The sequence below is a fragment of the Janthinobacterium sp. SUN118 genome, assembly GCF_030397695.1.
Taxonomy (GTDB): Bacteria; Pseudomonadota; Gammaproteobacteria; order Burkholderiales; family Burkholderiaceae_D; genus Janthinobacterium.
Genome location: NZ_JAPUBV010000003.1, coordinates 341,040 through 366,925 on the forward strand (window position 1 = coordinate 341,040; position 25,886 = coordinate 366,925).

Below are 25,886 nucleotides of genomic sequence, written 5' to 3' on the forward strand. Positions count from 1 at the left end.
ATGTCCTACATACTCGAAGCACTGAAAAAATCGCAAGCCGAGCGCCAGCTGGGCGAGTTGCCCACGATCCACGCACCGCAAGTGCAGCTGCAGGCCGCCGCGGCAGGTGTGCGTTCCCGGCGCCTGCCCGCCTGGCTGGCGCTGGGCGGCGTGATGGTGGCCGTGGCTGCCGCACTGCTGTGGTGGCGGCCGTGGCAGGCAGTCGCGCCGACACCGGCGCCAGCCGTTGCCACCGCGCCTGCGCCGCTTGCGGCGCCGCTGTCCGTCGCGGCCGCGGCGCCCGTTGCCGCCCCCGCGCCTGTGGCCGTATCCGAACCGGTGCCCGCGCCCGCCGCTGCCGCGCCGCTGCCGCGTGCTGCTGTCGTGGCCGCACCCATGGCCGAGCCGAAGCGGGAAGCGCCGGCCAGGGCCGAGGCGCCGCCTGCACCCATCGCTGCGGCAGCGCCACCTCCCGTCGCGGCGCCGGCGCCTGTGGCCACGCCAGCGCCTGCATCGGACGAGGCCGTGCCTGGCATGCGCGACTTGCCCGAGCCGATACAGCGGCAGATTCCCGCCATCGCCATCGGCGGCTATATCTACTCGAAGAATCCGGCCGACCGCTTGTTGCTGATCGACAAGGTACTGCGCCACGAGGGCGAGGAGCTGGCGCCTGGCCTGGTGCTGGAAAAGCTGCAGCCCAAGGCGGCCATCTTCAGCTTCAAGGGCTACCGCTACCGCGTACCGTATTGATCGCCACGCATTTCTTGTTGTAGATCAAACGCAGGCATCGCTGGCCGAACCCTGCCGGCCGGGGCCGGTCGAACCAGAGTCGCCGCGCCTGTGTGCGTGGCCGGGGAGTTCCGGGAGTTTCGATGAGTGCTGCTGCTGTTGATGACGGTGCTGACGGTGCTGACGATGGTGGCGTCCATCCGCTGGGAAACCTGGCGCGCATCGAACATATCGTCGTGCTGATGATGGAAAACCGTTCCTTCGACCACATGCTCGGCTACCTGAGCCTGGAAGGCGGGCGCGACGATATCGACGGCTTGCGGGCCAGCCATGCGAATGTGCACGCGGGCGTCACGTATCGCGTGCACCGCCTGCGGCGCACGGCTTTCGATGCATCGCAGGACCCGTCGCACACGGGCATGTCGGTGGCGCAGCAATTGCAGAACAATAACGGCGGCTTCGTCGACGACTATGCGCACACGCATCCGGGCGACCCCGACATCGACCTGGTGATGGGCTACTACAACGGGGCCGACCTGCCCATGTACGACTTCCTCGCGCGCCAGTTTTGCGTCTGCGACCGCTGCTATAGCTCGGTGCCGGGCGCGACCTGGCCCAACCGCCTGTATGCCGTCAGCGGCAGGGCGGCCGGCAGCAAGGACAGCAAGCGCGTGCCCCTGTATGCGAACAAATCGTTCGTGCGCCACCTCGAGCGCGCCCTCGTCAGCTGGAAGTTTTACTCGGCCTGGAAGCCGTGGAGCCTGGCCCTGACGGACGACCATTACCGTTCGTCCGAATTTTACGAACCGTTCGGCTCCAGCCAGCGCCGCTATGGCTTCATCGGCGATGCGCTGGCGGGCGCCTTGCCGGCCGTCAGCTGGATCGACCCGCATTTCTTTGCCAACGACGACCATCCGCCGGCCGACATCCGCGCCGGCCAGGCGCTGGTGGCGCAGGTGTACCAGGCGCTTGCGCACGGGCCCGCCTGGGCGCGTACCTTGCTGATCCTCAGTTACGACGAGCACGGCGGCTTCTTCGACCATGTACCGCCGCCCGTCGCCGTCGACGACGATCCCGCGTTTCGCCAGTATGGCGTGCGCGTACCCATGCTGTTGGTGTCGCCGCTGATCGCGCCCGGCAGCGTCTGCCACCAGGTGTTCGACCACACGTCCATCATCAAGACCATCCTGCAGCGCTTTTGCCGCAGCGACGCTGGCGGCTTGCCCGACATGGGCGCGCGCGTGGCGGCCGCCAGCGGCCTGGGAGAAGTGCTGGGCCTGGCGCAGGCGCGGCCGCCGCCCGCCGTGCCGGCCACGGTGCTGGCGCAGCGCGCGCAATGGGAAGACGACGTGCGGCGGCAGGATTTCGCCGCGCCCGCACCGGCAGGCCGGCCCGCGGCGAATGGGGCGGGAGGCGCGGCTTCTGCCGGCCCCGCCGGTTCCGCCGCGCCGCTCCTGTCCGATACGGAGGCGGGGGCGATTGCTGTCCATCGGCAATTGGCGCGCACGGCCAGGAATGCGCTGGCGGCGCATGGCAAGCCGGCGACGCAGGCGGCGGGCCGGCGCAGGCGGCAGGGCGCCGATGGCGGCACGCCGCAGGGGGCATCGTTTGGCAAGCAGGGTGGCGGGCGGCGCGGCTAGGCGCGGCCCGCGCCGGCACGGGGCCGGTGACGGGGCTGGCGCCTGAACGGGGAGGAAGAAGAGCTGATTGATTGAGTAATTGACTGAGTAATTGATTGGGCAATACGGCTTTGCTTGACCTGTGCGATGCCTGGCGCCGATGCCGGACCATCGCGCCGGTGGCGCTGCGTATAATGAGCCATACTCAATCAAGGACACCCCCATGCACGATGCGATGCCCGCGCACCCGGTACTCGGTGTGATCGGCCGTTCCGGTAGCGGCAAGACGACCCTGCTGGAATTTGTGGTGAAGGAAATGGCGGCGCGCGGCTTGCGCGTCAATCTGGTCAAGCACAGCCACCACGACCTGGCGCTGGAACCGCCGCAAAAGGACAGCGCCCGCCTGCGCATGGCGGGCGCGGCGGAAGTGCTGGTGGCGTCGCCATACCGCTTTGCCATCGTGCATGAGTTGCGCGGCGCGCCTGAGCCGAGCCTGGCGCAGCAGCTGGCCCGCATGGGACCGGCAGACCTGACCCTGGTGGAAGGCTTCAAGACGGACCCGATCGCCAAGCTGGAGATATTCCGCCCGGAAGTGGGGCAGGCGCCCCTGTATCCGCATGACACGCATGTGATCGCCGTGGCGTCGGACAGCCCCGCGCCGGCCGACTTGCGCGCCGGCGTGCAGTGGCTGGACTTGAATGCGCGCGAACTGGTGCTCGCGTGGATATTGCAGCGGCTGCAAAAATAAGGTTCACGATCAGCTAAAGGTTTCCCATCGCTATCCGTTAATACTGGTAGAACCTCATTGGAGAAACGTATGGACGTCGGAAGCATTGCTCAACTGTCAACCACGATGGCGGAGACCGGTACGCGCCAAGCCGTCGGCCTGACTGTCCTGAAAAAAGCCCAGGATATTCAAAGCTCGACCGCGACTGCCTTGCTGCAAGCCTTGCCGCCAGTGCAATCGGCAGCGAACTTGCCAGCGCACCTCGGTAACCGCATCAATACGACGGCCTGAGCGTCGTCCCGGCGCCATCGCGGCGCCCGTCATGCCCACGCTACCGTTGCCGACGGTGGCGCGTGGGCGTTGTCATGTGTTTTTTTGATGTAAACACCATCCTTCCTTGTTTTTCCTCCCTGCTGGCCTCATCTTCCATTGATAAAATTGCCATTGTTCGCCATGGCGCGGCCGATTCAGTAAAATGACGTGCATAGCCTCCGCGTTGCCGATTGCGCAGCCTGGGGCGTGTCCTGACTTTTCGATTACTTTGACCCACGCAAGAGGATTCTCCATGAATACACGTCAAGCCCTCATCGCCGCCGCCCTGGCAGGCATCTGCGCCGGCACCACCGCCAGCGTGGCCGCGCATGATGCGCCCGCCACCAGTGGCGACAAGGAAAAATGCTACGGCGTGGCAAAGGCGGGGCAGAATGACTGCGCCTCTTCCGATGGCGCGCACTCGTGCGCAGGCCAGGCCCCGGCCGATAACCTGCCCACGGAATGGGCCTATGTTGCCAAGGGCACGTGCGAACAGGCGGGCGGCTCGATGAAGCCGATCAAGGCAGTGAAGCCGGCCGCGCCCGCCGAGCAGTCATAAGTTTTCCAGGCAGCAGCGCGATGACGCAGCCCGCCCATGCGCTTGCCGGCGTGGGCGTCGGCTTGCGCGCTGCCCACTACCGCGACTTCCTCGAGCGCCGGCCCCGCGTCGGCTGGCTGGAAGTGCATACCGAAAATTATCTGCAGCCGTCGGGTTGGGATAGTCATGTGCTGCATGCCTTGCGCCAGGACTACGCCGTCAGCCTGCATGGCGTGGGCCTGGGCCTCGGTTCGGCGCGCGGCTTTTCTGAAGCGCATCTGCAGCGCGTGCGTGCCGTGGTGGAACGCATCGAGCCGGCCCTCGTGTCGGAACACCTGTGCTGGGGCGCCGTGGCGCAGCAGCAACTCAATGACCTGCTGCCGCTGGCCTTGAACAAGGCGGCCCTGGACTTGCTGTGCGAGCGGGTAGGGCGCGTGCAGGATGTGCTGAAAAGGCCGATCCTGCTGGAGAATGTCTCGACGTATGTGCGTTTTCGCGACGATGCCATGAGCGAGGCGCAATTCCTGGCCGCACTGGCGCGCCGCACTGGCTGCGGCTTGCTGCTCGATATCAATAACCTGTATGTGAACCAGTGCAACCACGGCGAAAATGCCTTGATGGCCATGCAGGCGATCGCGCCGGGCAGCGTGGGCGAGCTGCATCTGGCCGGCCACCTGGTGACGCCGCAAGCCGTGATCGACCACCATGGCGCGCCCGTTGCCGGGCCGGTCTGGGATTTGTATGCGGCCGCCTTGCTGCGCTTCGGCGCCGTGCCGACCTTGATCGAATGGGACACGGACCTGCCCGCGCTCGAAGTCCTGCTGGGCGAGGCGGCCAAGGCCGAAGCCATGCTGGCGCGGCAGCGGCCGCCGGCGCCATGGCAAGGACAGGCGCCGGCGTCACCGCTGGCGCCCGTTTCGCCGGACGCGCTGGCCGGCAGCCAGCAAGCGTTTGCCGCGGCCCTGTTCGATGCGGCGCGCAGTCCGGCCATATTGCAGCAATGCCAGGGCGAGGCAGCGGCAGGGCGTTTGGCCTTGTACCGTGGCAATCTCACTACCACCTGGCGCCGCGCCCTGGGTCATGCATATCCCGTCGTGCTGGCGCTGGTGGGCGACGAGTTCTTTGGCGGCCTGGCGCGCGCCTATGGCAGGCAACATCCATCCGACAGTCCCGATCTGCACCAGTTTGGCGCCCGTTTCGCGGACTTCCTTGCCAGCTTCCCCCATGTGGCCCACTTGCCTTACCTGCCGGACATGGCGCGCCTCGAGTGGGCGCTGCACCTGGCCCATTACGCGCCGGACGCGCAGGGCGTGCCGGCGCAGGCGCTGGCGGACCTGGGGCCGGAACAGCTGGAGTCGCGCCGTTTTGCCCTGCATCCGGCCTGCACCTTGCTGGCATCGCGCTGGCAAGTGCCGGCCCTGTGGCAGGCGCATCAGGCAGGAGAGGGGGAAGGCGTGTTCCCGCAGGAAATGCAGATGGCCAGCCATGCGCTCGTCTGCCGTCCACGCTGGAAGGCGCAGGTGCTGGCGCTGGATGGGGCCGCGCATGCGGCCTTGTTGGTATTGCAGCAGGGGCAGACGTTCGGCGCCGCGCTCGACGCCGCCTTCGAACTGGACGAGGCGTTCGACCTGGGCGCGCAGCTGCGTCTGTGGCTGGCGCATGCGGTGCTGACGGACATGGCGCCCGCCTGGCGCTGATTAATCGAAGGCGCGCAGCAGGCGCGCTTCGCCCGTCTGGTCACGGTACAGGGCGTTCGCGGCCAGGGTGGCATCCATCATGCGCGTCACTTGCTCTTCCTCGAAACGGGCAAGTTCGGCAGTGGCAGCCACGAGAGCCAATTCCAGCTTGGCGCGCGCGTTCTGGTACAGGCTGCTTGTATATTTGTCTGTATTGCGCAGCAATTCTTCCGCGTTCTCGATGACCTGGCGCAAGTCGCCGATCAGGCGTTCCTGGCTGCGCGTGCCTTGTTCGGGATGGTCCATGGCGCTCCCCTTCCGCAATCGATAAAGATATGGCAATAGCGAAGTTGCAGCTTGATATAGGCAGCCGGGCAGGCGTAGGCAGGAAGCATGGGGCCGCTCGCGCGCCCCATGCCGGGATCAGGCAGGGCCGACGACCGTGATGCGGATATCGCCCACGCTGACGACCTGGCCGCTGCGGATCTTGGCAGTCTTGCGCAATTCCTTCTTGCCATCGACCTTCACCACGCCGCTATCGACCATGACCTTGCCTGCGCCACCGCTGTCGCACAGGCCGACCAGCTTGAGCAGCTGGTTCAGCTCGACGAACTCGGATGTTAAATCAAAGCTTACTTTTTGCATTGTATCCCTTATTGCAATGATGTGTTTTAAACACTTGATGACAACCTCAACTAATCCATAGTTTACCTGAAGCCGTCAGCAATGCAGGGCTGGGCCTCAGCTTTTGTTGGGGCGCGTCATGGCCAAGGGCACGATCCACTCGCTGAATTGCTCCTCGGTCACGAAACCGAGGGCCAGCGCCGCTTCCTTCAAGGTCGTGCCTTCATGCTGGGCCTGTTTAGCGATTTGCGCCGCCTTGTCGTAGCCGATGTGCGGCGCCAGCGCCGTGACCAGCATCAATGAACGCTCCATCAGCTCGGCGATGCGCTCGCGGTTCGGCGCGATGCCGTGCGCGCAATGCTCGTCGAAGCTGCGCATGCCGTCGCCCAGCAGGCGCGCGCTTTGCAGGAAGTTGTGCGCGATCAAGGGCTTGAAGACATTCAGCTCGAAATTGCCCGAGGCGCCGCCCACCGTGATGGCGACGTCGTTGCCGAACACCTGGCAGCACAGCATGGTGAGCGCCTCGCACTGGGTCGGGTTGACCTTGCCCGGCATGATGGAGCTGCCCGGCTCGTTTTCGGGTATCGTGATCTCGCCCAGGCCCGAGCGGGGGCCGGAGGCCATCCAGCGCACATCGTTGGCGATCTTCATCAGGGCCGTGGCCAGGGTTTTCAGCGCGCCATGGGCGGCGACCAGGGCATCGTGGGCGGCCAGCGCGGCAAACTTGTTGTCGGCCGTGGCAAACGGCTGGCCCGTCAAGCGCGCCAGTTCCGCGGCGATGCGGCCGGCAAATTCCACGTGGGCATTCAAGCCCGTGCCCACGGCCGTGCCGCCGGCGGCCAGCTGCAGCAGCGGCGGCAGCGAGGCCGTGATGATGTGTTCGGCAAAGTCCAGCTGCGCCACATAGCCCGAGAATTCCTGTCCCAGGGTTAACGGCGTCGCATCCTGCAAATGGGTGCGGCCGATCTTGACGATGTCGGCAAATTCCGTCGCCTTGGCGTCCAGCGTGGCGCGCAGCTGGCGCAGCGGCGGCAAGACGGTGTGGGCGACGGCCAGCGCGGCGGCCACATGGATGGCGGTGGGGAAGATGTCGTTCGAGGACTGGCCCAGGTTGACGTCGTCATTCGGGTGCAGCAGGCGCTCGGCGCCGCGCAAGCCGCCGATCAGCTCGGAGCCGCGGTTGGCCAGCACTTCATTCATGTTCATATTGCTTTGCGTGCCAGACCCTGTCTGCCAGACGGCCAGCGGGAACTCGGCGTCATGCTTGCCGGCCAGCACTTCATCGGCCGCCTGCGTGATGGCGACGGCTTTCTTGCCGTCCAATAGCCCCAAGTCCAGGTTGACGTGGGCGGCCGCGCGCTTGACGGTGGCCAGGGCGGCGATCAGTTCGGGCGGCATCTTTTCCGTGGAGATATGGAAGTGTTCGAGCGAGCGCTGCGTTTGCGCTCCCCAAAGCCGGTCGGCGGGTACGTCGATCGGGCCGAAACTGTCGCGTTCGATTCTGCTACTCATGGCATCCCTTTCATCGATGGAGGTGGATCGAGTGTACTCCAGATGCCAAAAAGGCACAGGATGATGCTGTATTGCATCATTTTGCTCGCGCCCGTCTATATTTTTGCGATTTCCTGCCGTTAAAGATGGGCGAGTTCCGTTTATTTATCCTGTTATTCCTGTTATCAAAGCGATCAGTCCATGCAAAGCAGCATCCTTCCCCGTTGGTCCCTGATCGCATGCGCTGCCGCCAGCCTGGTCTTGCCGCCTGTCATGGCGGCCGAACTGGGCGAGATGGCGGTGCTGTCGCACGTGGGCCAGCCGCTGCTGGCCGAGATCGAACTGACGGCACTGGCGCCCGATGAAGCGCAGGGCGTGGCCGTGCGCCTGGCCTCGCCTGATGTGTACCGGGGCGGCGGCATCGGCATGGATGCTGCCCTGCAGGGTTTGACCATCAATCCCTTCGAGCGGGGCGGGCGCCGCTATGTGCGCGTCACTACAGCGAAGGCGATCCAGGCCGGGCATCTGCACCTGTATCTGTTGCTGGGCAATGGCGGCGGCGCCATCGTGCGCCTGGCAACGCTGTGGCTGACGCCGGCGCCGCCCGTCGCCAGCGCGCCGGCCAGGATGGCCGCGCCGCCGGAAGCCATGCCGGCGGCGCCCATGCCGCTGCCGCGTGCCATGCCGGGCACGCCGCCCGATGCCGCCGCGCTGGCGGCGCGCGCGCGTGCCGAAGGCATGCTGCGTCCCACCACGGTCTTCGTTGCGCCGCCCGCCGCACCGAGGAAAGCGGTGGAGGCGCCAGCCGTGCGCGCCGCTGCTGCCGTGCGGCCGCCGCCGTTGCGCCATCCTGTCGCGCCCGTGGCCGCCTGCGCGCCGCAGGCCGATGCGGGGCGGACCGAAGCGTGCGTGGCGCTGGACGAGAAGAATACGGCCCTCAATGCCAGGCTGGGCGAGCTCGAGGGCAAGATCGGCGCGCTGCAGCAGGCGCTGGCCCAGCCTGGTGTCGCCGTAGCGGCCGCTGCTCCCGCCGCGCCTGTTGTTGCGCACGCCAAGCCCAAACCGCTGGCGGCGCCCGTGGCCGAGAAGCAGGCGGGTGGCCATGGCTTGCTGTGGCTGGGCCTGGGGACGCTGGCCTTCCTGCTGCTGACGGCCGTCATCGTGTATGTCGTGCGCAAGCGCAAGCAAGCGGCGGGGCCGGGGATGCCATCGAAATACTGGGTCTTGCTGCGCAAGCCATTCGGCCGCAAGAAGGCGGCGCCCGTCCTGACGGAGGCCGTGGATGAGGCGCAGGCGGCCGAGCCGGAGCCGGAACCATTTTCCCGCTAGGCGCCACGCCGGATTGCCCCGAATGGCACGCTCAAACTTGATATAAAAAAAGATATTTAAAAAAGACATGCAAACGCATGCCAATCGCGTTGCTTATTTTTCAAAGATGGCGATATAATTAATTCAGTGGACTTGCTCTACGACAAAACAGTCCCAGCCTGGCGCAGCCACCAACGATAGTGTGGCGCGACAAACAGGTGTAGCGTTGCATAAACGCCTGGGCCTGGAAGCGGTCTGCGATGCCAACGATGTGCTCGCGGACGCCGGATGCAACCGGCAGCGAGGCGACGCCAGGAGATACCTGGGGTTCGCCTTCCATATTCCCCTCCCCTGTATTTCCCCCGCCTTGGCGCGGCCGCGACAGTAGCGCGGCGCGCCAGCGACCATGTCGCCCATGCGTACGGACGTAAAAAAAGCACCCGCAGGTGCTTTTTCGATATCGGGATGTCGCTCCTGCCTTACATGTGCGCGCGCGATGCCGGCATCACGCTGGCCAGCTGCGTCATCCATGGTTCCGTGATGGTGCGGATTTCGCGGTCGTTGGCCAGGATTTGCTTCAGCAAGTCGATCTTGCGCATGCGCGAAGTGCCGGCGAGGGCGGGCACGCCGCCCGTCATGGCCGTGCTGGCTGCGCTGGCGCACTGGTTTTCCAGGGTATTCAAGCCATCCCAGTCGCTCGAACGTGCGGCCACGACCATTTGATTGGTCAGACCTGCAATATTTTCATACATCGAGAGAACGTCGTTGGAGGTCATGAGCACACCCGTAACTAGTGAATGGATTACCGCTTGTCTAGATTAACGGCGGCCTGAACGGGAACTTGAGGGTTTTTTTGAAAAAAAGTGAAAATAATTTCCAAAGAGGGCAGGGGGGAGGCCGCCATCGCCCGCCAGGCCGCATGCCTGCTGGCGTCGCGGTGACAGGGCAGGGTGTTCTGGCGCGTCGAAACGCGTTATGATTTTGCACACTACTGTCGTCACTTTGCCTGAAAGGATCACCATGCGCGTTGTCACTGCTGCCGTTCCCTCTTTTCCCGGTTCCTGGCGCAAGCGCGCCATGGCGCTGGCCCTGTCCGGCATGGCCCTGGCTGGCGGCGCCGTCCACGCGCATGGACAGGAGGCGGCCGCCAGTCCCGCCGCTGCGAAGGCGGCGCCCACGGCCGTCTTGCCCGGCGACGACTTTTATGACTACGTCAATGGCGACTGGATGCGCGCCACGGCCATTCCGGACGACCGCGCCAGCTGGGGCTCGTTCGCCATCCTCGCCGATGAAACCAACCAGCGCATCATCGCCCTCGTCGAAGGCTTGCAGGCACGCCAGGGCGGCAGCGCGGAAGCGCGCCAGGTCAGCGATTTCTACCGCTCCTATATGGACGAGGCCGCCATCGAGGCGAAAGGCTGGGCGCCGCTCAAGCCGCTGCTGAAAAAGATCGACGCCGTGCGCGACCAGGCGGGCCTGGCGCGGGCGCTGGGCGAGAGCTTGCGTGCCGATGTCGACCCGCTCAATTCCACCAATTTTTATACGGAAAACCTGTTCGGCCTGTGGGTGGCGCAAGACTTGAACGACCCGACGCGCAACGTGGCTTACCTGCTGCAAGGGGGCCTGGGCATGCCCGACCGCGCCTATTATGCGACCGACAGCGCGCGCATGCAGGGCTTGCGCGGCAGCTACCAGGCGCATATCGCCGCCATGCTGCAACTGGCAGGCTACGGCGATGCGCAGGGTCGCGCGGCGCGCGTGTTTGCGCTGGAACAACAAATTGCCGCGAGTCACGCCAGCCGCGAAGAGTCGGCCGACGTTGCCAAGGGCAACAATGCCTGGCGCGCCGGGGATTTCGCCAGCAAGGCGCCGGGACTGGACTGGAAAGCCTTCTTCCAGGCGGCCGGCCTGGGGGCGCAGAAGGACTTCATCGTCTGGCACCCTTCGGCCATGACGGGCAGCGCCGCGCTGGTGGCGAGCGTGCCGCTGGCCACTTGGAAGGACTTCCTTGCCTTCCACGCGATCAACCACTTTGGCGCGACCTTGCCCAAGGCCGCCGCCGACCAGCGTTTCGCCTTTTATGGCAGTGCGCTGAGCGGCACGCCGCAGCAGTCGCCGCGCAGCAAGCGCGCGCTGGCCGCGACGAACGGCGCCCTCAGCGACGCCGTCGGCAAGCTGTACGTGGAGCGCTATTTCCCGCCCGAATCGAAGGCGCGCGTGCAAGACATGGTGGCCAATATCGTCGCCGCCTTCTCGCGCCGCATCGACAAGCTGGACTGGATGGCGCCGGAAACCAGGGCGCAGGCGCAGGAAAAGCTCAAGACCCTGTATGTGGGCGTCGGCTACCCGGAGCGCTGGGCCAGCTATGCGGGCTTGCGCGTCGTGCGCGGCGATGCGCTGGGCAATGCGCAGCGCGCGGAACAGTTCCATTACCAGCAGCAATTGGCCAAGCTGGGCCAGCCCGTCGACCGCAAGGCCTGGGCCATGCCGGCGCAGCTGGTCAATGCCGTCAACCTGCCGCTGCAAAATGCGCTGAACTTCCCGGCCGCCATCCTGCAGCCGCCGTTCTTCGATCCGCAGGCGTCCGATGCGGCCAACTACGGCGGCATCGGCGCCACCATCGGCCACGAGATCAGCCACAGCTTCGACGACCAGGGCGCGCAGTTCGATGCCCAGGGCAAGTTGCGCGACTGGTGGACGCCGGCCGACCTCGCGCATTTCAAGACGGCTGCCGGACAGCTGGCGGCGCAGTTCTCGGCTTACCGGCCATTTCCCGACCTGGCCGTGAATGGCCAGCTGACCCTCAGCGAAAACCTGGCCGACCTAGCCGGCGTGGCGGCCGCCTATGACGCGTTCACCCTGTCGCAGCAGGGCAAGGCGGCGCAGCCGGGAGCGGAACGGGCGTTCTTCACGGGCTATGGCGTCAGCTGGCGCAGCAAGGCGCGCGAGGCGGCGGCGCGCCAGCAAATCCTCACCGATGGCCACGCGCCGGCGCAATACCGCGCCGCCACCGTGCGCAACCTCGACGCCTGGTATCCGGTCTTCGACGTGCAGCCGGGGCAGCAGCTGTACCTGGCGCCCGAGCAGCGCGTGCGCGTCTGGTAAGTGGGCTGGCGCTGCCGGCCGGCGAAGCGGCCGGCAGCGTAAAATGCGCCCATCGATGACAGGAGCGCCATGAAGCCGACCCCGCAAGAGCAGCCAGACCCTATTCACGCCATCACCGGCCGTACCCTGGCCCATTACGACGCCAGCGCCGAGCAGTTTTTCGAAGGCACGCGCGACCACGACGTCAGCCAGAACATCCATGCGCTGCTGGACGCCATCGGCCAGCCCGCGCCTCTGGCGATTCTCGACCTCGGCTGCGGCCCTGGCCGAGACCTGAAGGCGTTCACGGCCCTGGGGCACCATGCCACGGGCGTCGATGGCTGCCCCCGCTTCGTCGAGATGGCGCGCGCCTACAGCGGCTGCACCGTGTGGCAGCAGGATTTCGTCGACCTCGACCTGCCGGCCGCGCACTTCGACGGCGTGTTCGCCAATGCCGTGCTGTTCCACGTGCCCAGCGCCGCCTTGCCTGGCGTGCTGCGCGCCCTGCATGCGTGCCTGAAACCGGGGGGCGTGCTGTTCAGCTCGAATCCGCGCGGGCAAAACCAGGAGGGCTGGAATGGCGCCCGCTATGGCAGCTACCATGACGAAGAGGCGTGGGCAGCGTATGTGCAGGCGGCCGGTTTCAGCCTGGTCGAGCAGTACTACCGTCCGCCGGGCTTGCCGCGCGCGCAGCAGCCGTGGCTGGCCACCGTGTGGCGCAAAGCGGACTGATTTCGCTCAATTGACTGATTTTGGGCATGTGTTAGGAACCGTACATAGTTTTTGCAACCTCGAGGGTAGTATGGACACATCGACACGCAGCAAGCAGCGCAAGCCGCTTCCAGCAGCGTGTGAGCCGCAGTACCGGCGCCTCGGGCGCCGGACCACAGAGGTACCAACTACAGTGAGGATCCATCATGAACAAAGATCAAGTCGAAGGTAAACTGAAGGAAGTCGGCGGTAAAATCCAGGAAGCCGCTGGCAAGGTCGTCGGCAGCGAAGAACAGCAAGCCAAGGGCCTGGCAAACCAGGTCGAAGGCAAAGTGCAGAAGAAGGTGGGCGATGTGAAAGAGGCGGTGGAAACCGTCACGCGCAAACCGTAATCTGTCGCACGTATAAAAAAACCGCCGCCTGTCGCGAGACAGGCGGCGGTTTTTATTTGCTGCGGCTGAAACCTATTGCGCCGGATTGGCCAGGTTTTGCTTGAAGAAGGTTTCGATCTTCTTGTACACGTGGCGCTGGCCGGCGCGCGACGAGATGCCGTGCTTGGCGCCCGGATACGTCATCAGGTCGAACTGCACGCCGCGGTTCACCAGCGCGTCGATCAGGCGCGTGCTGTTCGAGAACAGCACGTTGTCGTCGGCCATGCCGTGTACCAGCAGCAGCGGCGACTTCAGGCCATCGAGGTGGGCAAACACGGTGCTCTTCTTGTAGCCATCCACGTTTTCCTTCGGCATGCCGAGGAATTGTTCCGTGTAGTGGGTGTCATACAGGGCCCAGTCGGTGACGGGCGCCACCGAGACGCCCATGGCGATCTTGTCGGAGGCGGCCGACAGCAGGCGCAGGGTCATGAAACCGCCATAGCTCCAGCCGAACACGCCGATGCGTTTCGGGTCGACGAAGCTTTGCTTGCCCAGCCAGTCGATGCCGACCAGCTGGTCCGCCACTTCCGCTTCGCCCAGGTTGTGATAAATGGCGTCCGTGAACGCGCGTTCGCGGCGCGACGAGCCGCGGTTATCGAGACGGAAGACGACAAAGCCCTGCTGCGCCATGTACTGGTCGAAGTTGTTGCCCCAGCGGCGCGCCACGTGCTGCGAGTGCGGGCCGCCATACGTCGACAGGAAGACCGGGTAGCGTTTCGTGGCGTCGAAGTTCGATGGCTTGAGCAGCGAGTAGTACAGGGTCTGGCCATCGTTGGCTTTCAGGGTGCCGTATTCGGTCGGCAGGTGGTCGGCCTTGTATTTCGCGTACGGGTGGCTGGCGTTGAGCGCATTTTCTTCCAGCCAGCCCACCATGGCGCCGTCCGGGCGGCGGATGCTCACCTGCGGCGGCGTGGCCGGATCGGAATAGGTGTCGACGAAGACTTCGCCATTGTGCGAGAACTTCGTGTCGTGCCAGCCGTCCGCTTTCGTCACGCGCTGCGGCTTGTCGGCCGTGCTGCCGTCCAGGGCCAGCGCGTAGGTCTGCTTGTCGATCACCGCGTCGCGGTTCGACGACACATAGACTTTGCCGGTTTTTTCATTCACGGCCAGCACGCTGTCGATGCCCCATTCGCCCGAGGTGACCGGGTGCAGCAGCTTGCCGCTCATGTCGTACAGGTACAGGTGATTGCGGCCCGTGCGCTCGGACGACCACAGGAATTTGCCGTTGTCCAGGAAGTGCAGGTCGTCATGGATGCTGACCCAGGTCTTCGCCGTTTCCGTCAGCAGGGTGCGCTGCGCCAGGGTGGCCGCGTCGACGGCGACCAGGTCCAGCGTCTTCTGGTCGCGCGACTGGCGCTGGTATACGAGCGACTTGCTGTCCGCGCTCCAGTCGGCGCGCACCAGGTAGATGTCCGGGTTCGTGCCCAGATTCACCTGGCGCTGCACGCCCGTTTCCGGCGAGACGATCAGCAGCTGCACCAGCACGTTCGGGTCGCCGGCGGCAGGGTAGCGCTGCTCGACGACGTCGGTGCGGTCGGCGAAGATTTCGAAGCGGCGCACCACGGGCACGGGCGCTTCGTCATAGCGTTTGTAGGCGATGGCGGAATCGTCGGGGGCCCAGTAGTAGCCGGTGCGCTGGCCCATTTCTTCCTGCGCCACGAATTCGGCTTCGCCATTGCGGATCGTGCCCTTGCCGTCGGTCGTCAGCTGGCGTTCCTTGCCGGACTTCAGGTCGATGACATAGATGTTCTGGTCGCGCACGAACGACACATAGCGGCCTTTCGGCGAGATTTTGGGGTCGAGCACATTGCCCTTGGCGACCAGGCGCGCTTTCTCGGGATGGGCCGCGTCGACCAGGTACAGATTGCCTGCCAGCGGCACCAGCAGCTGCTTGCCATCGGGCGACCAGCTGTAGCTGAGAATGCCGTTCAGGCTGGCCGTGCGTTCGCGCTCGCGGCGCGCCTGCTCTTCGGGCGAGATGGTTTCATTCGGCACCAGCGCCTTGGAATCGACCAGGCGGTGCGTGCTCTTGTCTTTCAGCTTGAATTCCCACAGGTCGAGCTGGAACTGGTTGTCTGCGCGGCCGCGCAGGAACGTGACGCGCTCGCCGTCGGGCGAGACCTTCAGGTTGCGCACGCCGGGGCCGGCCAGCGCCGGGTCGGCGTGGATGCGTTCCAGGGTCAGCTTGTCTGCCGATGCGGGAACGCTGGCCATCGCGGCCAGAAAACAAAGAATAAAACGCATGGATGTCTCGGTAGTTGGAGGAATGAATGGCACTGCATGCAAACAGGCGCGCGTGAGCGTTGCCTAAGCGTAAGACGATACCAGAGCGTGCCTGTTTATGCGATAGCACTGGCCACGGAATATGGGCGTGCTGGCCGTATTTCCTTCGCTGGAAATATCCGATAGCCGCCCATTCGATGGCGCTTTGCCTGGTTCAGGCCAATATCGACCCTGCGACCACGGTCAGGCAGGCGCCGCCTATCCACGCCTGGCCATCGCGGAAACGGACGGACACGCGGCCGTCGCGTTGCAGGCAGGTGCCCTGGCGCACGGTGTAGTCGGCGCCTGCCAGCAGCTGCGCGATGCAGGCGTTGGCGCTGCCCGTGACGGGGTCTTCCACCAGCGCGCCGTGTTCGCTGAGCAGCGCGCGCACTTCGTAATCGGCCGCTCCGCCCGCGTCGTGCGGGCCGTACAGCGCCAGGCCGTCGGCCCGGGAGGCGGCCAGCAATGCCGTCAGTGCCGTGATGTCGGCGCGTACGGCCAGGCAGGCGGCGGCGCTGGCCAGCGGCACGCACAGCCAGCGGATGCCCATCTCGGCGACGCAGCCGGAAGGAGCCGGGGCGCCGTCCAGCGCCGCCTGCAGTAGCGGCAGCAGCGTGGGGTCGAGCGCGCGCATGGCGCATGGCGGTGCCTGGAACGCCAGCACGCCGCCGGCGCCGCGCTCCACCTGCACCAGGCCGACGCCGCATTCCTGCACGATGCGCGCGCCCTTGGGCTGCAGGCCCGCATCGAGCAGGGCGTGCGCCGTGCCCAGGGTCGGATGGCCGGCGAACGGGAACTCCGTCTCGGGCGAAAAGATCCGCACGCGGTAATCGGCGGCGGGATCGCGCGGCGCCAGCACGAAGGTGGTTTCCGACAGGCCCGTCCAGCGCGCGATGGCCTGCATCTGCGCGTCGTCCAGGCCATTCGCGTCGAGCACCACCGCCAGCGGATTGCCCATGAACGGCACGCTGCTGAAGACATCGACTTGCCTGAAGGGGCGTTGTTGCGGCATGGCGGCTTCCTCGTCGGGGTGTCAGGCTTCGCGCAGGCGGCGCAGCGACAGGCGGTTCAAGTACCAGGTCAGCAGCACGGCGGCCACCGTCAGGCCCGTGACGAGGCCGATCCAGAAGCCGGCGGCGGCCATCGGCTCGGCCGGCGACCAGATGAAGCCGGCCGGCGCCAGTCCCAGCACGTAGCCGATCGGCAGCGAGAAGCCCCAGAAGGCCAGCAGCTGGATCAGCATCGGCTGGCGCGTCACCTTGTAGCCGCGGATCGCGCACGAGGTGGCCACCTGCGTGGCGTCGGACAGCTGGAACAGGGCGGCGAACAGCAGCAGCTGCGCGCACAGCGCCTGCACCTGCGGGTCGGACGTGTAGGCTTGCGCGATCTGGTGGCGGAAGATGGTGATGACCGATGCCGAAACGATGGCCGCCGTCAGCGACATGGCCACGCCCACCCACGAAATGAAGCGGGCCTTGCGCAGATTGGCTTCGCCCACGGCGTGGCCCACGCGCGTCACCAGCGCGATGCCGAAGGTGAGCGGCACCATGAAGACGACGGACGAGAAATTGAGGGCGATCTGGTGCGCCGACACCTGGATCACGCCGAAGCGCGCCACCAGCAGGCTGATGACGCCAAACGCGCTCACCTCGGCAAAGTAGGTCACGCCGATGGGCAGGCCCAGGCGCAGCATGGGACCGATCGACGACAGCTGCGGCCATTCCCAGTGCGTGAACGGATACGTGGCGCGGTAGGCGGGCGCGATCTTGATCCAGGCCAGCATGGCCAGCAGCATCATCCACACGCAGCACGTGGTGGCCACTGCGCAGCCGACGCCGCCCATCTTCGGCATGCCCCAGTGGCCGTAGATCAGCAGGTAGTTGACGAGGATGTTCAGCCCCAGCGCGGCCAGCGCGATGACCATCACGGGCTTGGTCTGGTTGATGCTGGTGCTGTAGCCGTACAGCGCGCGGTAGGCGGCGAACGGCGGCAGCGCGCAGCTGATGATGTGCACGAACAGCTTGGCCTTGGCCGCCACGGCCGGTTCCAGCATCAGGTGGTCGAACACCAGCGCCGCCATGTTCGTCAGCAAACAGGCCACCAGGCCGACGAGCAGCGCCTTCCACAGCGACTGGCGCACGATGTGCGGCACCCTGTCGTGGCGCGCGGCGCCGATTTCATGCGCCACCAGCGTATTGATCGCCATCATGATGCCGCTCACCGTCACCAGCACGATGGACCAGATGGCCGCGCCCAGCGAGACGGCTGCCAGCTCCTCGGGATTCGTGTGGCCCGTCATGGCGACGTCGGCCGCGCCCATGCCGACGGTGGCCAGCTGGCCGATCAGGATGGGCCAGGCCAGCTTCCACAGCGACGAGACTTCGGTACGGACGGCGGGCAGGGTGAACGAGGTAGTGTGGGGCATGGGGACGCGAGCTTGACTAAACACAAGATTCTACTGAAGTTCGCCGCGCTTGTCCTTTTGCCACGCGGCCGGCGGGGAAGGGCGCGCCGCGCGGTAATCATTTGTTACAGCTAAGACGGCCAGTCGCGGCTAGACTGCGTGCTCTATTTGGCAAGATGACCAAATAGTCAAACCGCATCACCCTGACTATGGAGCATGACCATGTTGAAGAACACCCTGAGGTGCGCCCTGCTGCTGGGCGCCGCCATGACGGCAGAATTCGCCGGCGCCGCCGAACTGACCCTGTATTCGCGCGACGACTTCCACGGCCGCTCGCAGACCGTGCGCGACGCCGTCGCCGACCTGGAAGACGTCCGTTTCAACGATACGACGCAAAGCATCCGCGTGCGCTCGGGCCGCTGGGAAGCGTGCGAGGAAGCCGATTTCCGCGGCGCGTGCTTTTTGCTCGAGGCGGGCGAGTATCCGTCGCTCGATGGCCGCGCCAACAAGATCACGTCGCTGCGCGAAGTGCGCGGCGGCTGGGATGGCCATCCGGGGCGCGACCGGGATCGTGACTGGGATCGGGACCGCCGCTGGGACCGCGACCGGGACCGCGAGCACGGCCATCTGCCGGGACGGGCCCTGGGCGGCGAACTGACCTTCTATACGCGCGACGATTTCGCCGGCCGCAGCCTGACCGTGCGCAATGGCTCGGCCGATTTGCGCGAGCGCGATTTCAACGACACCGTGCAAAGCGTGCGCGTGCGCTCGGGCTATTGGGAAGTGTGCGAGGACGCCGGTTTCCGTGGCCGCTGCCGCACGCTCGCGCCCGGCGAGTATGCAAGCCTGGAACGCCTGAGCAACCGCATTTCCTCGGTGCGCGAAGTGCGCTGAATCACGTCCCGGTAACGGAAATGCGCAATAACCGGCCCTGCGGAGGCCGGTTATTGCTTTTGGTAACAAATTATTGTGCTTTTCGCATACTTTGTTACACCGTTTTTCCTGTGGGTGGCTACACTGGCATCAGTTGTCATGTCGATCACTGATTGACTTTTGCCCATGCTGGAGACCGCCCATGAATCGTCCCTTGAACCCTGCCCCCCTGTGCGCCAGTGCGCTGCCTGCGCCGGTGTCGGCGCGCGCCGCCGGCATCCGTCTGTACGCCGACGACAATTTCAGGGGCCGCATGCTGCTCTTGCGCGACACGGTGGACGATCTGTCGCGCATGCCTTCCAATGACGCGGTGACGAGCATCAAGGCCGCTTCGGTCCGCTGGCAGGGGCGCGCCGACGCGCATGACGGCAGCCGCTGCGGGACTCTCGAGCCGGGTATCGACACGCTCGATGCGCTCGACGACCGCATTGCCTCGCTGCGCCGCCTGCGTTGACACGGCGCCGCAATGCATGAAGAATAACGATTGATTAAATGGAGTTGATGATGATATCCCCTAGCCTGAAACTGGCGCTGTTTTCCAGCGTCGTCCTATTTGCCCACCTGGGCGCCCATGCGGGCGAAATCACCCTGTTTGAGGACGATAATTTCCGTGGCCGCGCCGTGACCCTGCGCGAAACGACGGACAACCTGTCGCCCCTGGGCTTCAACGACAAGGCGTCCAGCATCATGGTGCGCTCGGGCACGTGGGATGTGTGCACGGACTCCGGTTTTCGCGGCAATTGCCGCAGCCTGGGGCCAGGCGAATACCGTTCGCTGCCGGGCATGAACGACGCCATCACCTCGGTGCGCGAATCGGGGCGCGGCAATGACTACAATCCGGGGCGCCCGGGACGCGATCCCGATCGTGGCAATGGCGGACATGGCGGCTATGGCCGCGGCTCGACCCTGGAAGTGTATTCGGGCGCGGGCCAGAATGGCGGCTCGGCGCGCCTGAACCGCGACACCGACGATTTCGTCGACATCGGCTTCAATGACCGCACCAGCAGCATCGTCATCTACAACGGCTACTGGCAGTTGTGCAGCGATTCGAACTACAACGGCACCTGCCGCGTGTTCGGCCCTGGCCGCCACGACGACCTGGGACGCGGGCTCGATGGAAGAGTGTCGTCGGCGCGCATGGTCGACGAGCGCGAAGCTCGTCGCCAGCAGCAGTACGAGAATCCGTACCAGCGGCCGCAGTACGAGCCGCCATATTCGCAGTACCCGCAGCAGCAGTACCCGCAGCGCGGCGCCATCCTGCTGTTCCCCGATGCGGGCATGCGCGGCGAACCGCTGGCGCTGGACCGCAGCGCGGAAGACCTGGTGCGCTACAACTTCAACGACCGCGCCGGTTCCATCGTCGTCAACGACGGCCAGTGGGAAGTGTGCAGCGACTCCAACTTCCGCGGCCGCTGCGAAGTCATCGGGCCGGGCGAGTATGGCGGGCTCAATGCGCTGGACAACAAGATATCGTCGCTGCGCCGCGTGCGCTAGGCGCGATTGCGCGGCGTAGGCCCGAACCGCCTGCCGGAAGCATTCCGCCAGGCGGTTTTTACATTCCCAGCCGTGTGCTGACATTTGCTTGCCCTTTGTTACACTCGCCGCCTGCCGCCTGGTCTACACTGGCGAAAATGTAATCTGTATTGGAGTTGTCATGGTTCGATCTATCCGCCCCGCACTGTTGTGCGCCGCCACTTTCCTTGCCCCGCTGGCCGCATCGGCGGGCGAAATCACCCTGTTCGAGGATGCCGGTTTCCGTGGCCGCCCCGTCACCCTGCGTTCCGACGCGGGCGACCTGTCGCGCATGGGCTTTAACGACAAGACTTCCAGCATCATCGTGCGCTCGGGTACCTGGGAAGTGTGCAAGGACGCCAATTACCGCGGCAACTGCCGCACCCTGGGACCGGGCCGCTACAGCAGCATGCCCGGCATGAACGACGCCATCTCCTCGGTGCGCGAAGCGGGCCGCCCGGGCCACGGCGGCGGCGACCACCGTCCGTATCCACCGCGGCCGAACCGCCCGTATCCGGAGCCGGAACGCCCGTACCCTGGTCACGGCCATGGCGGCGGCCACCGTCCCGAGGCGAATGGCGCCGTGCTGCTGTTTCCCGATGCCGGCATGCGCGGCCGGCCCGTGCGGCTGGACCGCGAGGTGTACGACTTGAGCCGCTATGGCTTCAATGACCGCGCCGAATCGATCGTCGTCAATTACGGCCGCTGGGAATTCTGCGTCGACGCCAACTTCCGCGGCCGCTGCGTGGTGATGGGGCCGGGCAGCTACGGCCGCCTGCACGGTGGCCTCGACCGCCGCATTTCCTCGCTGCGCCGCGTGCGCTAGGCGTCCGCAGTCTTCGCTTGCAGCGCCCGCGCGACCCAGGTCCCGCGGGCGCTGTTGTATTGTGCGCACGCTGTCTTGCGGCCAATTCGTGTACTCTTCCCACAGGCGGTTCAACCATGGGGAGCAGGCACGGTGGAATACAAGGACTACTACAAGGAGCTTGGCGTCGAGAAGACGGCGACCGAGGCCGACATCAAGAAGGCGTACCGCAAGCTGGTGCGCAAATATCATCCCGACGTCAGCAAGGAGCCCGATGCCGACCAGCGCACCAAGGCCCTGAACGAAGCGTACGGCGTGCTGGGCGACGCGGAAAAGCGCGCCGCCTACGATGAGTTGGGCCGTAACCAGGGCGCGCAGGGCCAGCCTTTCCGGCCACCGCCGGACTGGGGCTCGGGCTACGAATCGTCAGGCGCCGATGACAGCGACTTCTTTGCCGACCTGTTCGCCCACGTGGGCGGGCGGCGCCGCGCCAACAGCACCTTCCAGATGCAGGGCGAGGACAGCCACGCCGCCATCACCATCGATTTGCAGGACAGCTACCAGGGCGCCAAGCGCCACATCGTCATGCGCGTGCCCGAGGCGGATGCCCAGGGCCACGTGGTGACGCGCGAGCGCACCCTGGAAGTGACGATACCGAAAGGCGTCACGGAAGGCCAGCAGCTGCGCATGAAGGGCCAGGGCCATCCTGGCAGCGGCGGCGCGCCGGCCGGCGACCTGTACCTGGAGATCCGCTTCCAGCCCGACGCCCGCTACAAGGTGGAGGGGCGCGACGTGTTCGAAACGGTGCCCGTCACGCCATGGGAGGCGGCGCTGGGCGGCGAAATTGCCGTGCCCACGCCGTCCGGCACGGTGGCCGTCACCGTGCCGCCCAATTCGCAGACCGGGCGCAAGCTGCGCCTGAAGGGGCGCGGCATTCCCGCCGCCCAGCCGGGCGATCTGTACCTGCTGCTGGAAGTGGTGCTGCCGCCGGCGAACGACGACAAGGCGCGCGAACTGTATGCAACCATGGCGCGCGAGATGGCTTTCAATCCGCGCCAGAAGCTGGGAGGGTAAATCATGGCAAACAATGTAATTGGCGAGCTGCTCGAAGACCGCGCTCTGAGCCTGGAAGAACTGGCGCGCGCCTGCGCCGTGGAGCCGGACTGGGTGGTGCAGCATGTGCAGACGGGCGTGCTGCTGCAAAATGGCCCGCCGCCGGGGCAGCTGACGGCCTGGCGCTTCACCAGCCTGGATCTGGTGCGCGCACGCCGCCTGCACGAAATCGAATCCGTGTTCGACGCGAATGCGGAACTGGCCGCGCTGGTGGTCGATCTGTCGGAGGAAGTGGCGCGTTTGCGGCGCCGCCTGCATGTGCTGGGCGCCGACCAGGCCTGAGCCATGTCCTGTCCAGCGCTTATTCAGGATCGGCGTGGCGCGCCACGGTGATCCTGGAGATGTAGAACTGCCCATCGATGACGACGCGGTGCGGGATGCCGGCGACGTCGAAACCGGGGCCGCCATCCTCCATCCATTCCTGCGCCACGCTGTCGAACTGCTGCGGCGTCATGCGCAGCATCTGCGCCGTGATGACGAAACGCGCGCCAGGTTGTTGTTTGTTGACGAAGTCGTCGATGCCGGCCATGGTGAGTCCTTGTGTATGTATGGGGGCATGATACCCGTCCCTGCGCGCTTCTAAAAGACCTGCTCCAGCAGCGGCAACTGTTCCGCAAAGCGCTCCGTGAGCCACTTGCCGGCCTGGCCCGGCGGCGTGTCGGCGCGCTGGATCAGGTAAATCGGATAATTCTCGCCCTTGTCGACGGCCAGCGCCAGATGCACCAGGCGCCCGGCTGCCAGGTCTTCGCGCACCATCGCTTCGGGCATGTTGCCCCAGCCCAGGCCCGCGCGCAGCAGCGCGTGCTTGGAACCGAGGTCACCCAGGCGCCAGTTGCGCAGTCCCAGCACGCCGAAATCCTGGCCTTCCGTCAGCGCGCTGCGGTCGCTGAGCACCAGCTGCACATGCTCGCGCGCCACGGCGGAAGGAATCGGACCTTCCAGCTGCGCCAGCGCGTGGCTGGGCGCGGCCACGGGGATCAGGCGCACATGGCCCACGGCCAGGCGCTCAAAGACGCTGGCCGTTGCCGTCATCCAGCCGCCCAGGCCCAGGTGGCAGCTGCCATCCATCACCAGCTGCGCCACGGCGCCCATGGCCTCGATGCGCAGGCGCAGGGCGACCGTGGGGAACTGCGCCTGGAACGCTTCGAGCACGCGCACCAGCACGCAGGTGGGGAACATCACGTCGACCACCACCGACACTTCCGCTTCCAGGCCGCCGGCCAGGGCCTTGGCGCGCGCGCGCATGGCGTCGACCTTCAGCGCCACGGCGCGCGCGTCGGCCAGCAGGGCCTTGCCCGCGTCCGTCAGGGTGGGCTTGCGCTTGCCGCGGTCGAGCAGCACCACATTCAGCTGTTCCTCCAGGTTGGCGATGGTGTAGCTGACCACCGATTGCGTACGGTGCAGCTGGCGCGCCGCATGGGCGAAGCCGCCCGCGTCGATGACGGCGACAAACACGCGCAACTGGTCGAGCGAAGGCTGGCCCGGTTCTCTCATGGTGACTCCATATCTAAAAATTCGATGCTAATCATTTATATTTACACGGTTTTATCGATGGTAGACCCGAACTATGATGTAGGCAAGCGCCGCGATGCGGCATTCATTATCCGTTTTCGAAGGAGCGATTCATGGCCAAGGTATTACACATCAATAGCAGCGTGCGCAGCAGCGGTTCCCTGTCGCGTCAATTGTCGGGCGAATTCGTCGCGCAACTGGCCGCGCAGGGCAATGCCATCGTCGAGCGCGACCTGGCCGCGCAACCGGTGCCGCACCTGACGGAAGAGATGATGGGCGCCTTCTTCACGCCGCCCGAGCAGCGCAGCGCGCAGGCGGCGGCCACCGTGCAAGTGTCCGACATCCTGGTCGACGAATTGCTGGCCGCCGACGTGCTGGTGCTGGCCGCGCCCATGTACAATTTTTCCGTGCCATCGACCCTGAAGGCATGGATCGACCACGTGGCGCGCGCGGGCCGCACCTTCCAGTACACGGCGACGGGGCCGGTCGGCCTGGCCACGGGCAAGAAGGCGGTGATCTTCACGTCCAGCGGCGGCGTCTACAGCGAAGGCCCTGGCGCCGCGTATGACTACCTGAGTACCTATCTGCGCACGGCGCTGGGCTTCATCGGCATCACCGATATCGAGTTCGTGCAAGCCGAAGGCGTGGCCATGGGCGAGCAAGCCGTCGCCAGCGCGATCGCCAAGAGCCGCGCCTCGATCGCCGCCCTGGCCGCCTGAGGCAGGCCGCATGCACTAGGCCGCATGCACTAGGTCGCCAGGGGGATTGCCAATTTGCCATGCTTGGCATAAGCTTGCCGGCGGCGCGCCCCGTGCCAGCCCGGCGAGCGGTTCGCCATGAAAGTTCCCCATGCACAAATTGGCAAGTGCAGTACTGTTCGGATGTTCCCTGCTGCTGGCGGGGTTTGCGCAGGCGCAAGCTGCGCCTGCGGCAGCGCCGCCCCACGTTGGGCGCGTCGCTTCCACCCCCGAGGATATCCGCGCCATCGAAAAAGTCATCGCCGACTTCCAGGCCGCGCTGATCGCCAAGGATGTCAAGCTGCTGTCGTCGCTGATGCTGCATACGAACATCCTGTTCGCCTCGCCGGCCGACGACGGTTTCATCAAGAAAATGCGCGACACGACGGATGTCCACTTCGACGGCGTCGGGGCGGCCGGCTACGTTGCTTTCGCCAATTTCATCAAGCGCGAACCGCTGCGCACGGAAGAAAAATTCTACAACGTCAAGATCACCCAGGACCGCCATGTGGCGTGGGTCAACTTCGACTATGAATTCCTCGTCGGCGATAAATTGTCCAACTATGGCGTCGAAGCGTGGCAAATGGTCAAGCGCGACGGCCAGTGGAAAATCCTCAGCGTCGTCTGGTCCATGCATGCCGCCGCCGAGGCAGGGAAGTAGGGGCAGCCATGCCGCGTCAGTCGCGCGGCAGTTCGCGGATTTCCACCGTGCCACCCCCGTTCAGTACGGGGTTGCCCACCAATAATTTTTTTGCATCGTCTATACTTTCAGCTTGCACACGTATATAGCCTGACAAGTGTGGCGTGACCGCTCTGGCCTGGCCCGAGCGGTGCACGCAGACACCGGCCCCGATGGAGCTGCCGCCGCAGAAACGGCCGCTGGCCCTGAGCATGGCGAAGTAATCTTCCCAGGCGGACGTGGCCACGTCCATCGGTGCTTCCGTGTCGTCATGCATGAAGATGATGTAGTCGTTCATTCATTTTCTCCTGTGCCGCGTGATAAAAACAGGGAGCCGCATCGGGTATCCCGAGCAGGCGCGAGCGCATGGTTTCCACTTTTTTACCGTGTCAGTCCGTAGAGACAAGCTGTCCGGCCATGTCATTTTTGGAGCGTACATCGTGCCGATAAAGTATGTTGATTTTTATGAGGTGAATTACACGGCGGAACCCTTGCGGGGCTGCAAGCTATGGGGCGCCTACGTCGCCATCTATGCCCCTTCGCGCAACCCCATGCACCGGGTGAACCTGGTGAAAAAGCGCAGGGTGTCGGCCGACCACCAGTTTACAACGGAAGCGGACGCCGTGGCCGAAGCGGGAGAAGTGGCGATCAAGCTGGTCGAGCGGCGCCGGCGCCGCTATGTCTTCCATCCCTGACC

29 protein-coding genes are annotated in these 25,886 nt (G+C 65.5%); 19 read left to right on the forward strand and 10 right to left on the reverse strand.

The features are described from left to right. The 6 genes from O0880_RS20610 (at nucleotide 1) to O0880_RS20635 (ending at nucleotide 5,601) form a co-directional block, all read left to right on the forward strand. Nucleotides 1-729 carry a general secretion pathway protein GspB gene (locus O0880_RS20610; protein ID WP_289888487.1) on the forward strand — a complete coding sequence of 243 codons (729 nt, stop codon included), beginning with the start codon at nucleotides 1-3 and terminating at the stop codon, nucleotides 727-729. Between the two features lie 122 nt (nucleotides 730-851). Continuing rightward, on the forward strand, nucleotides 852-2,348 hold the full coding sequence (locus tag O0880_RS20615; protein ID WP_289888488.1) for an alkaline phosphatase family protein: 1,497 nt from the start codon (nucleotides 852-854) through the stop codon (nucleotides 2,346-2,348). Between the two features lie 202 nt (nucleotides 2,349-2,550). Then, complete coding sequence (gene mobB / locus O0880_RS20620) at nucleotides 2,551-3,075, forward strand: molybdopterin-guanine dinucleotide biosynthesis protein B (protein WP_289888489.1); 525 nt, start codon at nucleotides 2,551-2,553, stop codon at nucleotides 3,073-3,075. Nucleotides 3,076-3,144: 69 nt separating this feature from the next. Further along, nucleotides 3,145-3,345: a YjfB family protein gene (locus O0880_RS20625; RefSeq protein ID WP_071324966.1), complete on the forward strand. Its 201-nt coding sequence runs from the start codon at nucleotides 3,145-3,147 to the stop codon at nucleotides 3,343-3,345. 274 nt (nucleotides 3,346-3,619) lie between these two features. Next, the gene (locus tag O0880_RS20630) at nucleotides 3,620-3,925 is read left to right on the forward strand and encodes a DUF2282 domain-containing protein (protein ID WP_071324965.1); all 306 of its coding nucleotides are present in this window, start codon (nucleotides 3,620-3,622) and stop codon (nucleotides 3,923-3,925) included. A 20-nt stretch (nucleotides 3,926-3,945) separates the two neighbouring features. After that, a complete protein-coding gene (locus tag O0880_RS20635) occupies nucleotides 3,946-5,601 on the forward strand; it encodes a DUF692 family multinuclear iron-containing protein (RefSeq protein ID WP_289888491.1) in 1,656 nt (551 codons plus the stop codon). On the opposite strand, the gene O0880_RS20640 is transcribed toward O0880_RS20635, so the two are convergent. The 3 genes from O0880_RS20640 to fumC all read right to left on the reverse strand — a co-directional run bounded on the left by O0880_RS20640 (nucleotide 5,602) and on the right by fumC (nucleotide 7,716). Then, the gene (locus O0880_RS20640; protein WP_071324963.1) at nucleotides 5,602-5,886 is read right to left on the reverse strand and encodes a hypothetical protein; all 285 of its coding nucleotides are present in this window, start codon (nucleotides 5,884-5,886) and stop codon (nucleotides 5,602-5,604) included. Between the two features lie 117 nt (nucleotides 5,887-6,003). Continuing rightward, nucleotides 6,004-6,225, reverse strand: a complete 222-nt coding sequence (locus O0880_RS20645) for an RNA-binding S4 domain-containing protein (protein WP_071324962.1) — start codon at nucleotides 6,223-6,225, stop codon at nucleotides 6,004-6,006. A gap of 96 nt (nucleotides 6,226-6,321) precedes the next feature. Continuing rightward, nucleotides 6,322-7,716 (reverse strand): class II fumarate hydratase, encoded by a 1,395-nt coding sequence (fumC, locus tag O0880_RS20650; RefSeq protein WP_289888492.1) that lies wholly within the window; start codon nucleotides 7,714-7,716, stop codon nucleotides 6,322-6,324. Between the two features lie 180 nt (nucleotides 7,717-7,896). Here fumC and O0880_RS20655 point away from each other — a divergent pair, with 180 nt between their 5' ends. Further along, nucleotides 7,897-9,024: a hypothetical protein gene (locus O0880_RS20655; RefSeq protein WP_289888493.1), complete on the forward strand. Its 1,128-nt coding sequence runs from the start codon at nucleotides 7,897-7,899 to the stop codon at nucleotides 9,022-9,024. Nucleotides 9,025-9,482: 458 nt separating this feature from the next. Here the strand turns inward: O0880_RS20655 and O0880_RS20660 are convergent, their stop codons facing one another. Further along, a complete protein-coding gene (locus tag O0880_RS20660) occupies nucleotides 9,483-9,779 on the reverse strand; it encodes a flagellar protein FliT (RefSeq protein ID WP_289888494.1) in 297 nt (98 codons plus the stop codon). Nucleotides 9,780-10,023: 244 nt separating this feature from the next. On the opposite strand from O0880_RS20660, the gene O0880_RS20665 reads away from it, so the two are divergent. From O0880_RS20665 to O0880_RS20675, 3 genes are all read left to right on the forward strand, one after another. Next, the gene (locus O0880_RS20665; RefSeq protein WP_289888498.1) at nucleotides 10,024-12,108 is read left to right on the forward strand and encodes a M13 family metallopeptidase; all 2,085 of its coding nucleotides are present in this window, start codon (nucleotides 10,024-10,026) and stop codon (nucleotides 12,106-12,108) included. Nucleotides 12,109-12,177: 69 nt separating this feature from the next. Next, on the forward strand, nucleotides 12,178-12,819 hold the full coding sequence (locus O0880_RS20670; protein ID WP_289888500.1) for a class I SAM-dependent methyltransferase: 642 nt from the start codon (nucleotides 12,178-12,180) through the stop codon (nucleotides 12,817-12,819). A gap of 185 nt (nucleotides 12,820-13,004) precedes the next feature. After that, nucleotides 13,005-13,190 carry a CsbD family protein gene (locus O0880_RS20675; RefSeq protein WP_071324957.1) on the forward strand — a complete coding sequence of 62 codons (186 nt, stop codon included), beginning with the start codon at nucleotides 13,005-13,007 and terminating at the stop codon, nucleotides 13,188-13,190. A gap of 72 nt (nucleotides 13,191-13,262) precedes the next feature. Here the strand turns inward: O0880_RS20675 and O0880_RS20680 are convergent, their stop codons facing one another. The 3 genes from O0880_RS20680 to O0880_RS20690 form a co-directional block, all read right to left on the reverse strand. Continuing rightward, complete coding sequence (locus O0880_RS20680) at nucleotides 13,263-15,473, reverse strand: S9 family peptidase (protein WP_289888502.1); 2,211 nt, start codon at nucleotides 15,471-15,473, stop codon at nucleotides 13,263-13,265. A 193-nt stretch (nucleotides 15,474-15,666) separates the two neighbouring features. Next, nucleotides 15,667-16,506 carry a PhzF family phenazine biosynthesis protein gene (locus O0880_RS20685; protein WP_289888503.1) on the reverse strand — a complete coding sequence of 280 codons (840 nt, stop codon included), beginning with the start codon at nucleotides 16,504-16,506 and terminating at the stop codon, nucleotides 15,667-15,669. A 21-nt stretch (nucleotides 16,507-16,527) separates the two neighbouring features. Next, nucleotides 16,528-17,919, reverse strand: coding sequence for an MATE family efflux transporter (locus tag O0880_RS20690; RefSeq protein WP_289888505.1), 1,392 nt, complete (start codon nucleotides 17,917-17,919; stop codon nucleotides 16,528-16,530). 201 nt (nucleotides 17,920-18,120) lie between these two features. Here O0880_RS20690 and O0880_RS20695 point away from each other — a divergent pair, with 201 nt between their 5' ends. The 6 genes from O0880_RS20695 (at nucleotide 18,121) to O0880_RS20720 (ending at nucleotide 22,543) form a co-directional block, all read left to right on the forward strand. Beyond that, the gene (locus O0880_RS20695; protein ID WP_289888506.1) at nucleotides 18,121-18,792 is read left to right on the forward strand and encodes a beta/gamma crystallin family protein; all 672 of its coding nucleotides are present in this window, start codon (nucleotides 18,121-18,123) and stop codon (nucleotides 18,790-18,792) included. 181 nt (nucleotides 18,793-18,973) lie between these two features. Further along, nucleotides 18,974-19,285 (forward strand): beta/gamma crystallin-related protein, encoded by a 312-nt coding sequence (locus O0880_RS20700; protein ID WP_289888507.1) that lies wholly within the window; start codon nucleotides 18,974-18,976, stop codon nucleotides 19,283-19,285. 47 nt (nucleotides 19,286-19,332) lie between these two features. Then, nucleotides 19,333-20,325 carry a beta/gamma crystallin-related protein gene (locus O0880_RS20705; protein WP_289888508.1) on the forward strand — a complete coding sequence of 331 codons (993 nt, stop codon included), beginning with the start codon at nucleotides 19,333-19,335 and terminating at the stop codon, nucleotides 20,323-20,325. Between the two features lie 160 nt (nucleotides 20,326-20,485). Further along, the gene (locus O0880_RS20710; protein WP_289888509.1) at nucleotides 20,486-21,169 is read left to right on the forward strand and encodes a beta/gamma crystallin-related protein; all 684 of its coding nucleotides are present in this window, start codon (nucleotides 20,486-20,488) and stop codon (nucleotides 21,167-21,169) included. Between the two features lie 132 nt (nucleotides 21,170-21,301). Next, on the forward strand, nucleotides 21,302-22,222 hold the full coding sequence (locus tag O0880_RS20715; RefSeq protein WP_071324949.1) for a DnaJ C-terminal domain-containing protein: 921 nt from the start codon (nucleotides 21,302-21,304) through the stop codon (nucleotides 22,220-22,222). A 3-nt stretch (nucleotides 22,223-22,225) separates the two neighbouring features. Then, a complete protein-coding gene (locus O0880_RS20720; protein WP_071324948.1) occupies nucleotides 22,226-22,543 on the forward strand; it encodes a MerR family transcriptional regulator in 318 nt (105 codons plus the stop codon). A 19-nt stretch (nucleotides 22,544-22,562) separates the two neighbouring features. Here O0880_RS20720 and O0880_RS20725 read toward each other — a convergent pair whose 3' ends face one another. Continuing rightward, entirely contained in the window at nucleotides 22,563-22,790 is a 228-nt protein-coding gene (locus O0880_RS20725) for a hypothetical protein (RefSeq protein ID WP_289888510.1), read from the reverse strand. A 50-nt stretch (nucleotides 22,791-22,840) separates the two neighbouring features. After that, on the reverse strand, nucleotides 22,841-23,755 hold the full coding sequence (locus O0880_RS20730) for a LysR family transcriptional regulator (RefSeq protein ID WP_071324946.1): 915 nt from the start codon (nucleotides 23,753-23,755) through the stop codon (nucleotides 22,841-22,843). A 131-nt stretch (nucleotides 23,756-23,886) separates the two neighbouring features. Here O0880_RS20730 and O0880_RS20735 point away from each other — a divergent pair, with 131 nt between their 5' ends. Both O0880_RS20735 and O0880_RS20740 read left to right on the forward strand, forming a co-directional pair. Next, the gene (locus tag O0880_RS20735; RefSeq protein WP_071324945.1) at nucleotides 23,887-24,492 is read left to right on the forward strand and encodes an FMN-dependent NADH-azoreductase; all 606 of its coding nucleotides are present in this window, start codon (nucleotides 23,887-23,889) and stop codon (nucleotides 24,490-24,492) included. Nucleotides 24,493-24,622: 130 nt separating this feature from the next. Further along, complete coding sequence (locus tag O0880_RS20740) at nucleotides 24,623-25,171, forward strand: nuclear transport factor 2 family protein (RefSeq protein ID WP_071324944.1); 549 nt, start codon at nucleotides 24,623-24,625, stop codon at nucleotides 25,169-25,171. 16 nt (nucleotides 25,172-25,187) lie between these two features. Here the strand turns inward: O0880_RS20740 and O0880_RS20745 are convergent, their stop codons facing one another. Next, on the reverse strand, nucleotides 25,188-25,487 hold the full coding sequence (locus tag O0880_RS20745; protein WP_071324943.1) for a hypothetical protein: 300 nt from the start codon (nucleotides 25,485-25,487) through the stop codon (nucleotides 25,188-25,190). A gap of 142 nt (nucleotides 25,488-25,629) precedes the next feature. On the opposite strand from O0880_RS20745, the gene O0880_RS20750 reads away from it, so the two are divergent. Further along, a complete protein-coding gene (locus tag O0880_RS20750; protein ID WP_071324942.1) occupies nucleotides 25,630-25,884 on the forward strand; it encodes a hypothetical protein in 255 nt (84 codons plus the stop codon). The last annotated feature ends 2 nt before the right edge of the window (nucleotides 25,885-25,886 follow it).

Excerpts from the sequence above, each read along its gene's own strand:
- O0880_RS20610 (WP_289888487.1), top strand. The coding sequence starts at position 1 with ATGTCCTACATACTCGAAGCACTGAAAAAATCGCAAGCCGAGCGCCAG.
- O0880_RS20615 (WP_289888488.1), top strand. The coding sequence starts at position 852 with ATGAGTGCTGCTGCTGTTGATGACGGTGCTGACGGTGCTGACGATGGT.
- mobB (WP_289888489.1), top strand. The coding sequence starts at position 2,551 with ATGCACGATGCGATGCCCGCGCACCCGGTACTCGGTGTGATCGGCCGT.
- O0880_RS20625 (WP_071324966.1), top strand. The coding sequence starts at position 3,145 with ATGGACGTCGGAAGCATTGCTCAACTGTCAACCACGATGGCGGAGACC.
- O0880_RS20630 (WP_071324965.1), top strand. The coding sequence starts at position 3,620 with ATGAATACACGTCAAGCCCTCATCGCCGCCGCCCTGGCAGGCATCTGC.
- O0880_RS20635 (WP_289888491.1), top strand. The coding sequence starts at position 3,946 with ATGACGCAGCCCGCCCATGCGCTTGCCGGCGTGGGCGTCGGCTTGCGC.
- O0880_RS20640 (WP_071324963.1), bottom strand. The coding sequence starts at position 5,886 with ATGGACCATCCCGAACAAGGCACGCGCAGCCAGGAACGCCTGATCGGC.
- O0880_RS20645 (WP_071324962.1), bottom strand. The coding sequence starts at position 6,225 with ATGCAAAAAGTAAGCTTTGATTTAACATCCGAGTTCGTCGAGCTGAAC.
- fumC (WP_289888492.1), bottom strand. The coding sequence starts at position 7,716 with ATGAGTAGCAGAATCGAACGCGACAGTTTCGGCCCGATCGACGTACCC.
- O0880_RS20655 (WP_289888493.1), top strand. The coding sequence starts at position 7,897 with ATGCAAAGCAGCATCCTTCCCCGTTGGTCCCTGATCGCATGCGCTGCC.
- O0880_RS20660 (WP_289888494.1), bottom strand. The coding sequence starts at position 9,779 with ATGACCTCCAACGACGTTCTCTCGATGTATGAAAATATTGCAGGTCTG.
- O0880_RS20665 (WP_289888498.1), top strand. The coding sequence starts at position 10,024 with ATGCGCGTTGTCACTGCTGCCGTTCCCTCTTTTCCCGGTTCCTGGCGC.
- O0880_RS20670 (WP_289888500.1), top strand. The coding sequence starts at position 12,178 with ATGAAGCCGACCCCGCAAGAGCAGCCAGACCCTATTCACGCCATCACC.
- O0880_RS20675 (WP_071324957.1), top strand. The coding sequence starts at position 13,005 with ATGAACAAAGATCAAGTCGAAGGTAAACTGAAGGAAGTCGGCGGTAAA.
- O0880_RS20680 (WP_289888502.1), bottom strand. The coding sequence starts at position 15,473 with ATGCGTTTTATTCTTTGTTTTCTGGCCGCGATGGCCAGCGTTCCCGCA.
- O0880_RS20685 (WP_289888503.1), bottom strand. The coding sequence starts at position 16,506 with ATGCCGCAACAACGCCCCTTCAGGCAAGTCGATGTCTTCAGCAGCGTG.
- O0880_RS20690 (WP_289888505.1), bottom strand. The coding sequence starts at position 17,919 with ATGCCCCACACTACCTCGTTCACCCTGCCCGCCGTCCGTACCGAAGTC.
- O0880_RS20695 (WP_289888506.1), top strand. The coding sequence starts at position 18,121 with ATGTTGAAGAACACCCTGAGGTGCGCCCTGCTGCTGGGCGCCGCCATG.
- O0880_RS20700 (WP_289888507.1), top strand. The coding sequence starts at position 18,974 with ATGAATCGTCCCTTGAACCCTGCCCCCCTGTGCGCCAGTGCGCTGCCT.
- O0880_RS20705 (WP_289888508.1), top strand. The coding sequence starts at position 19,333 with ATGATGATATCCCCTAGCCTGAAACTGGCGCTGTTTTCCAGCGTCGTC.
- O0880_RS20710 (WP_289888509.1), top strand. The coding sequence starts at position 20,486 with ATGGTTCGATCTATCCGCCCCGCACTGTTGTGCGCCGCCACTTTCCTT.
- O0880_RS20720 (WP_071324948.1), top strand. The coding sequence starts at position 22,226 with ATGGCAAACAATGTAATTGGCGAGCTGCTCGAAGACCGCGCTCTGAGC.
- O0880_RS20725 (WP_289888510.1), bottom strand. The coding sequence starts at position 22,790 with ATGGCCGGCATCGACGACTTCGTCAACAAACAACAACCTGGCGCGCGT.
- O0880_RS20730 (WP_071324946.1), bottom strand. The coding sequence starts at position 23,755 with ATGAGAGAACCGGGCCAGCCTTCGCTCGACCAGTTGCGCGTGTTTGTC.
- O0880_RS20735 (WP_071324945.1), top strand. The coding sequence starts at position 23,887 with ATGGCCAAGGTATTACACATCAATAGCAGCGTGCGCAGCAGCGGTTCC.
- O0880_RS20740 (WP_071324944.1), top strand. The coding sequence starts at position 24,623 with ATGCACAAATTGGCAAGTGCAGTACTGTTCGGATGTTCCCTGCTGCTG.
- O0880_RS20745 (WP_071324943.1), bottom strand. The coding sequence starts at position 25,487 with ATGAACGACTACATCATCTTCATGCATGACGACACGGAAGCACCGATG.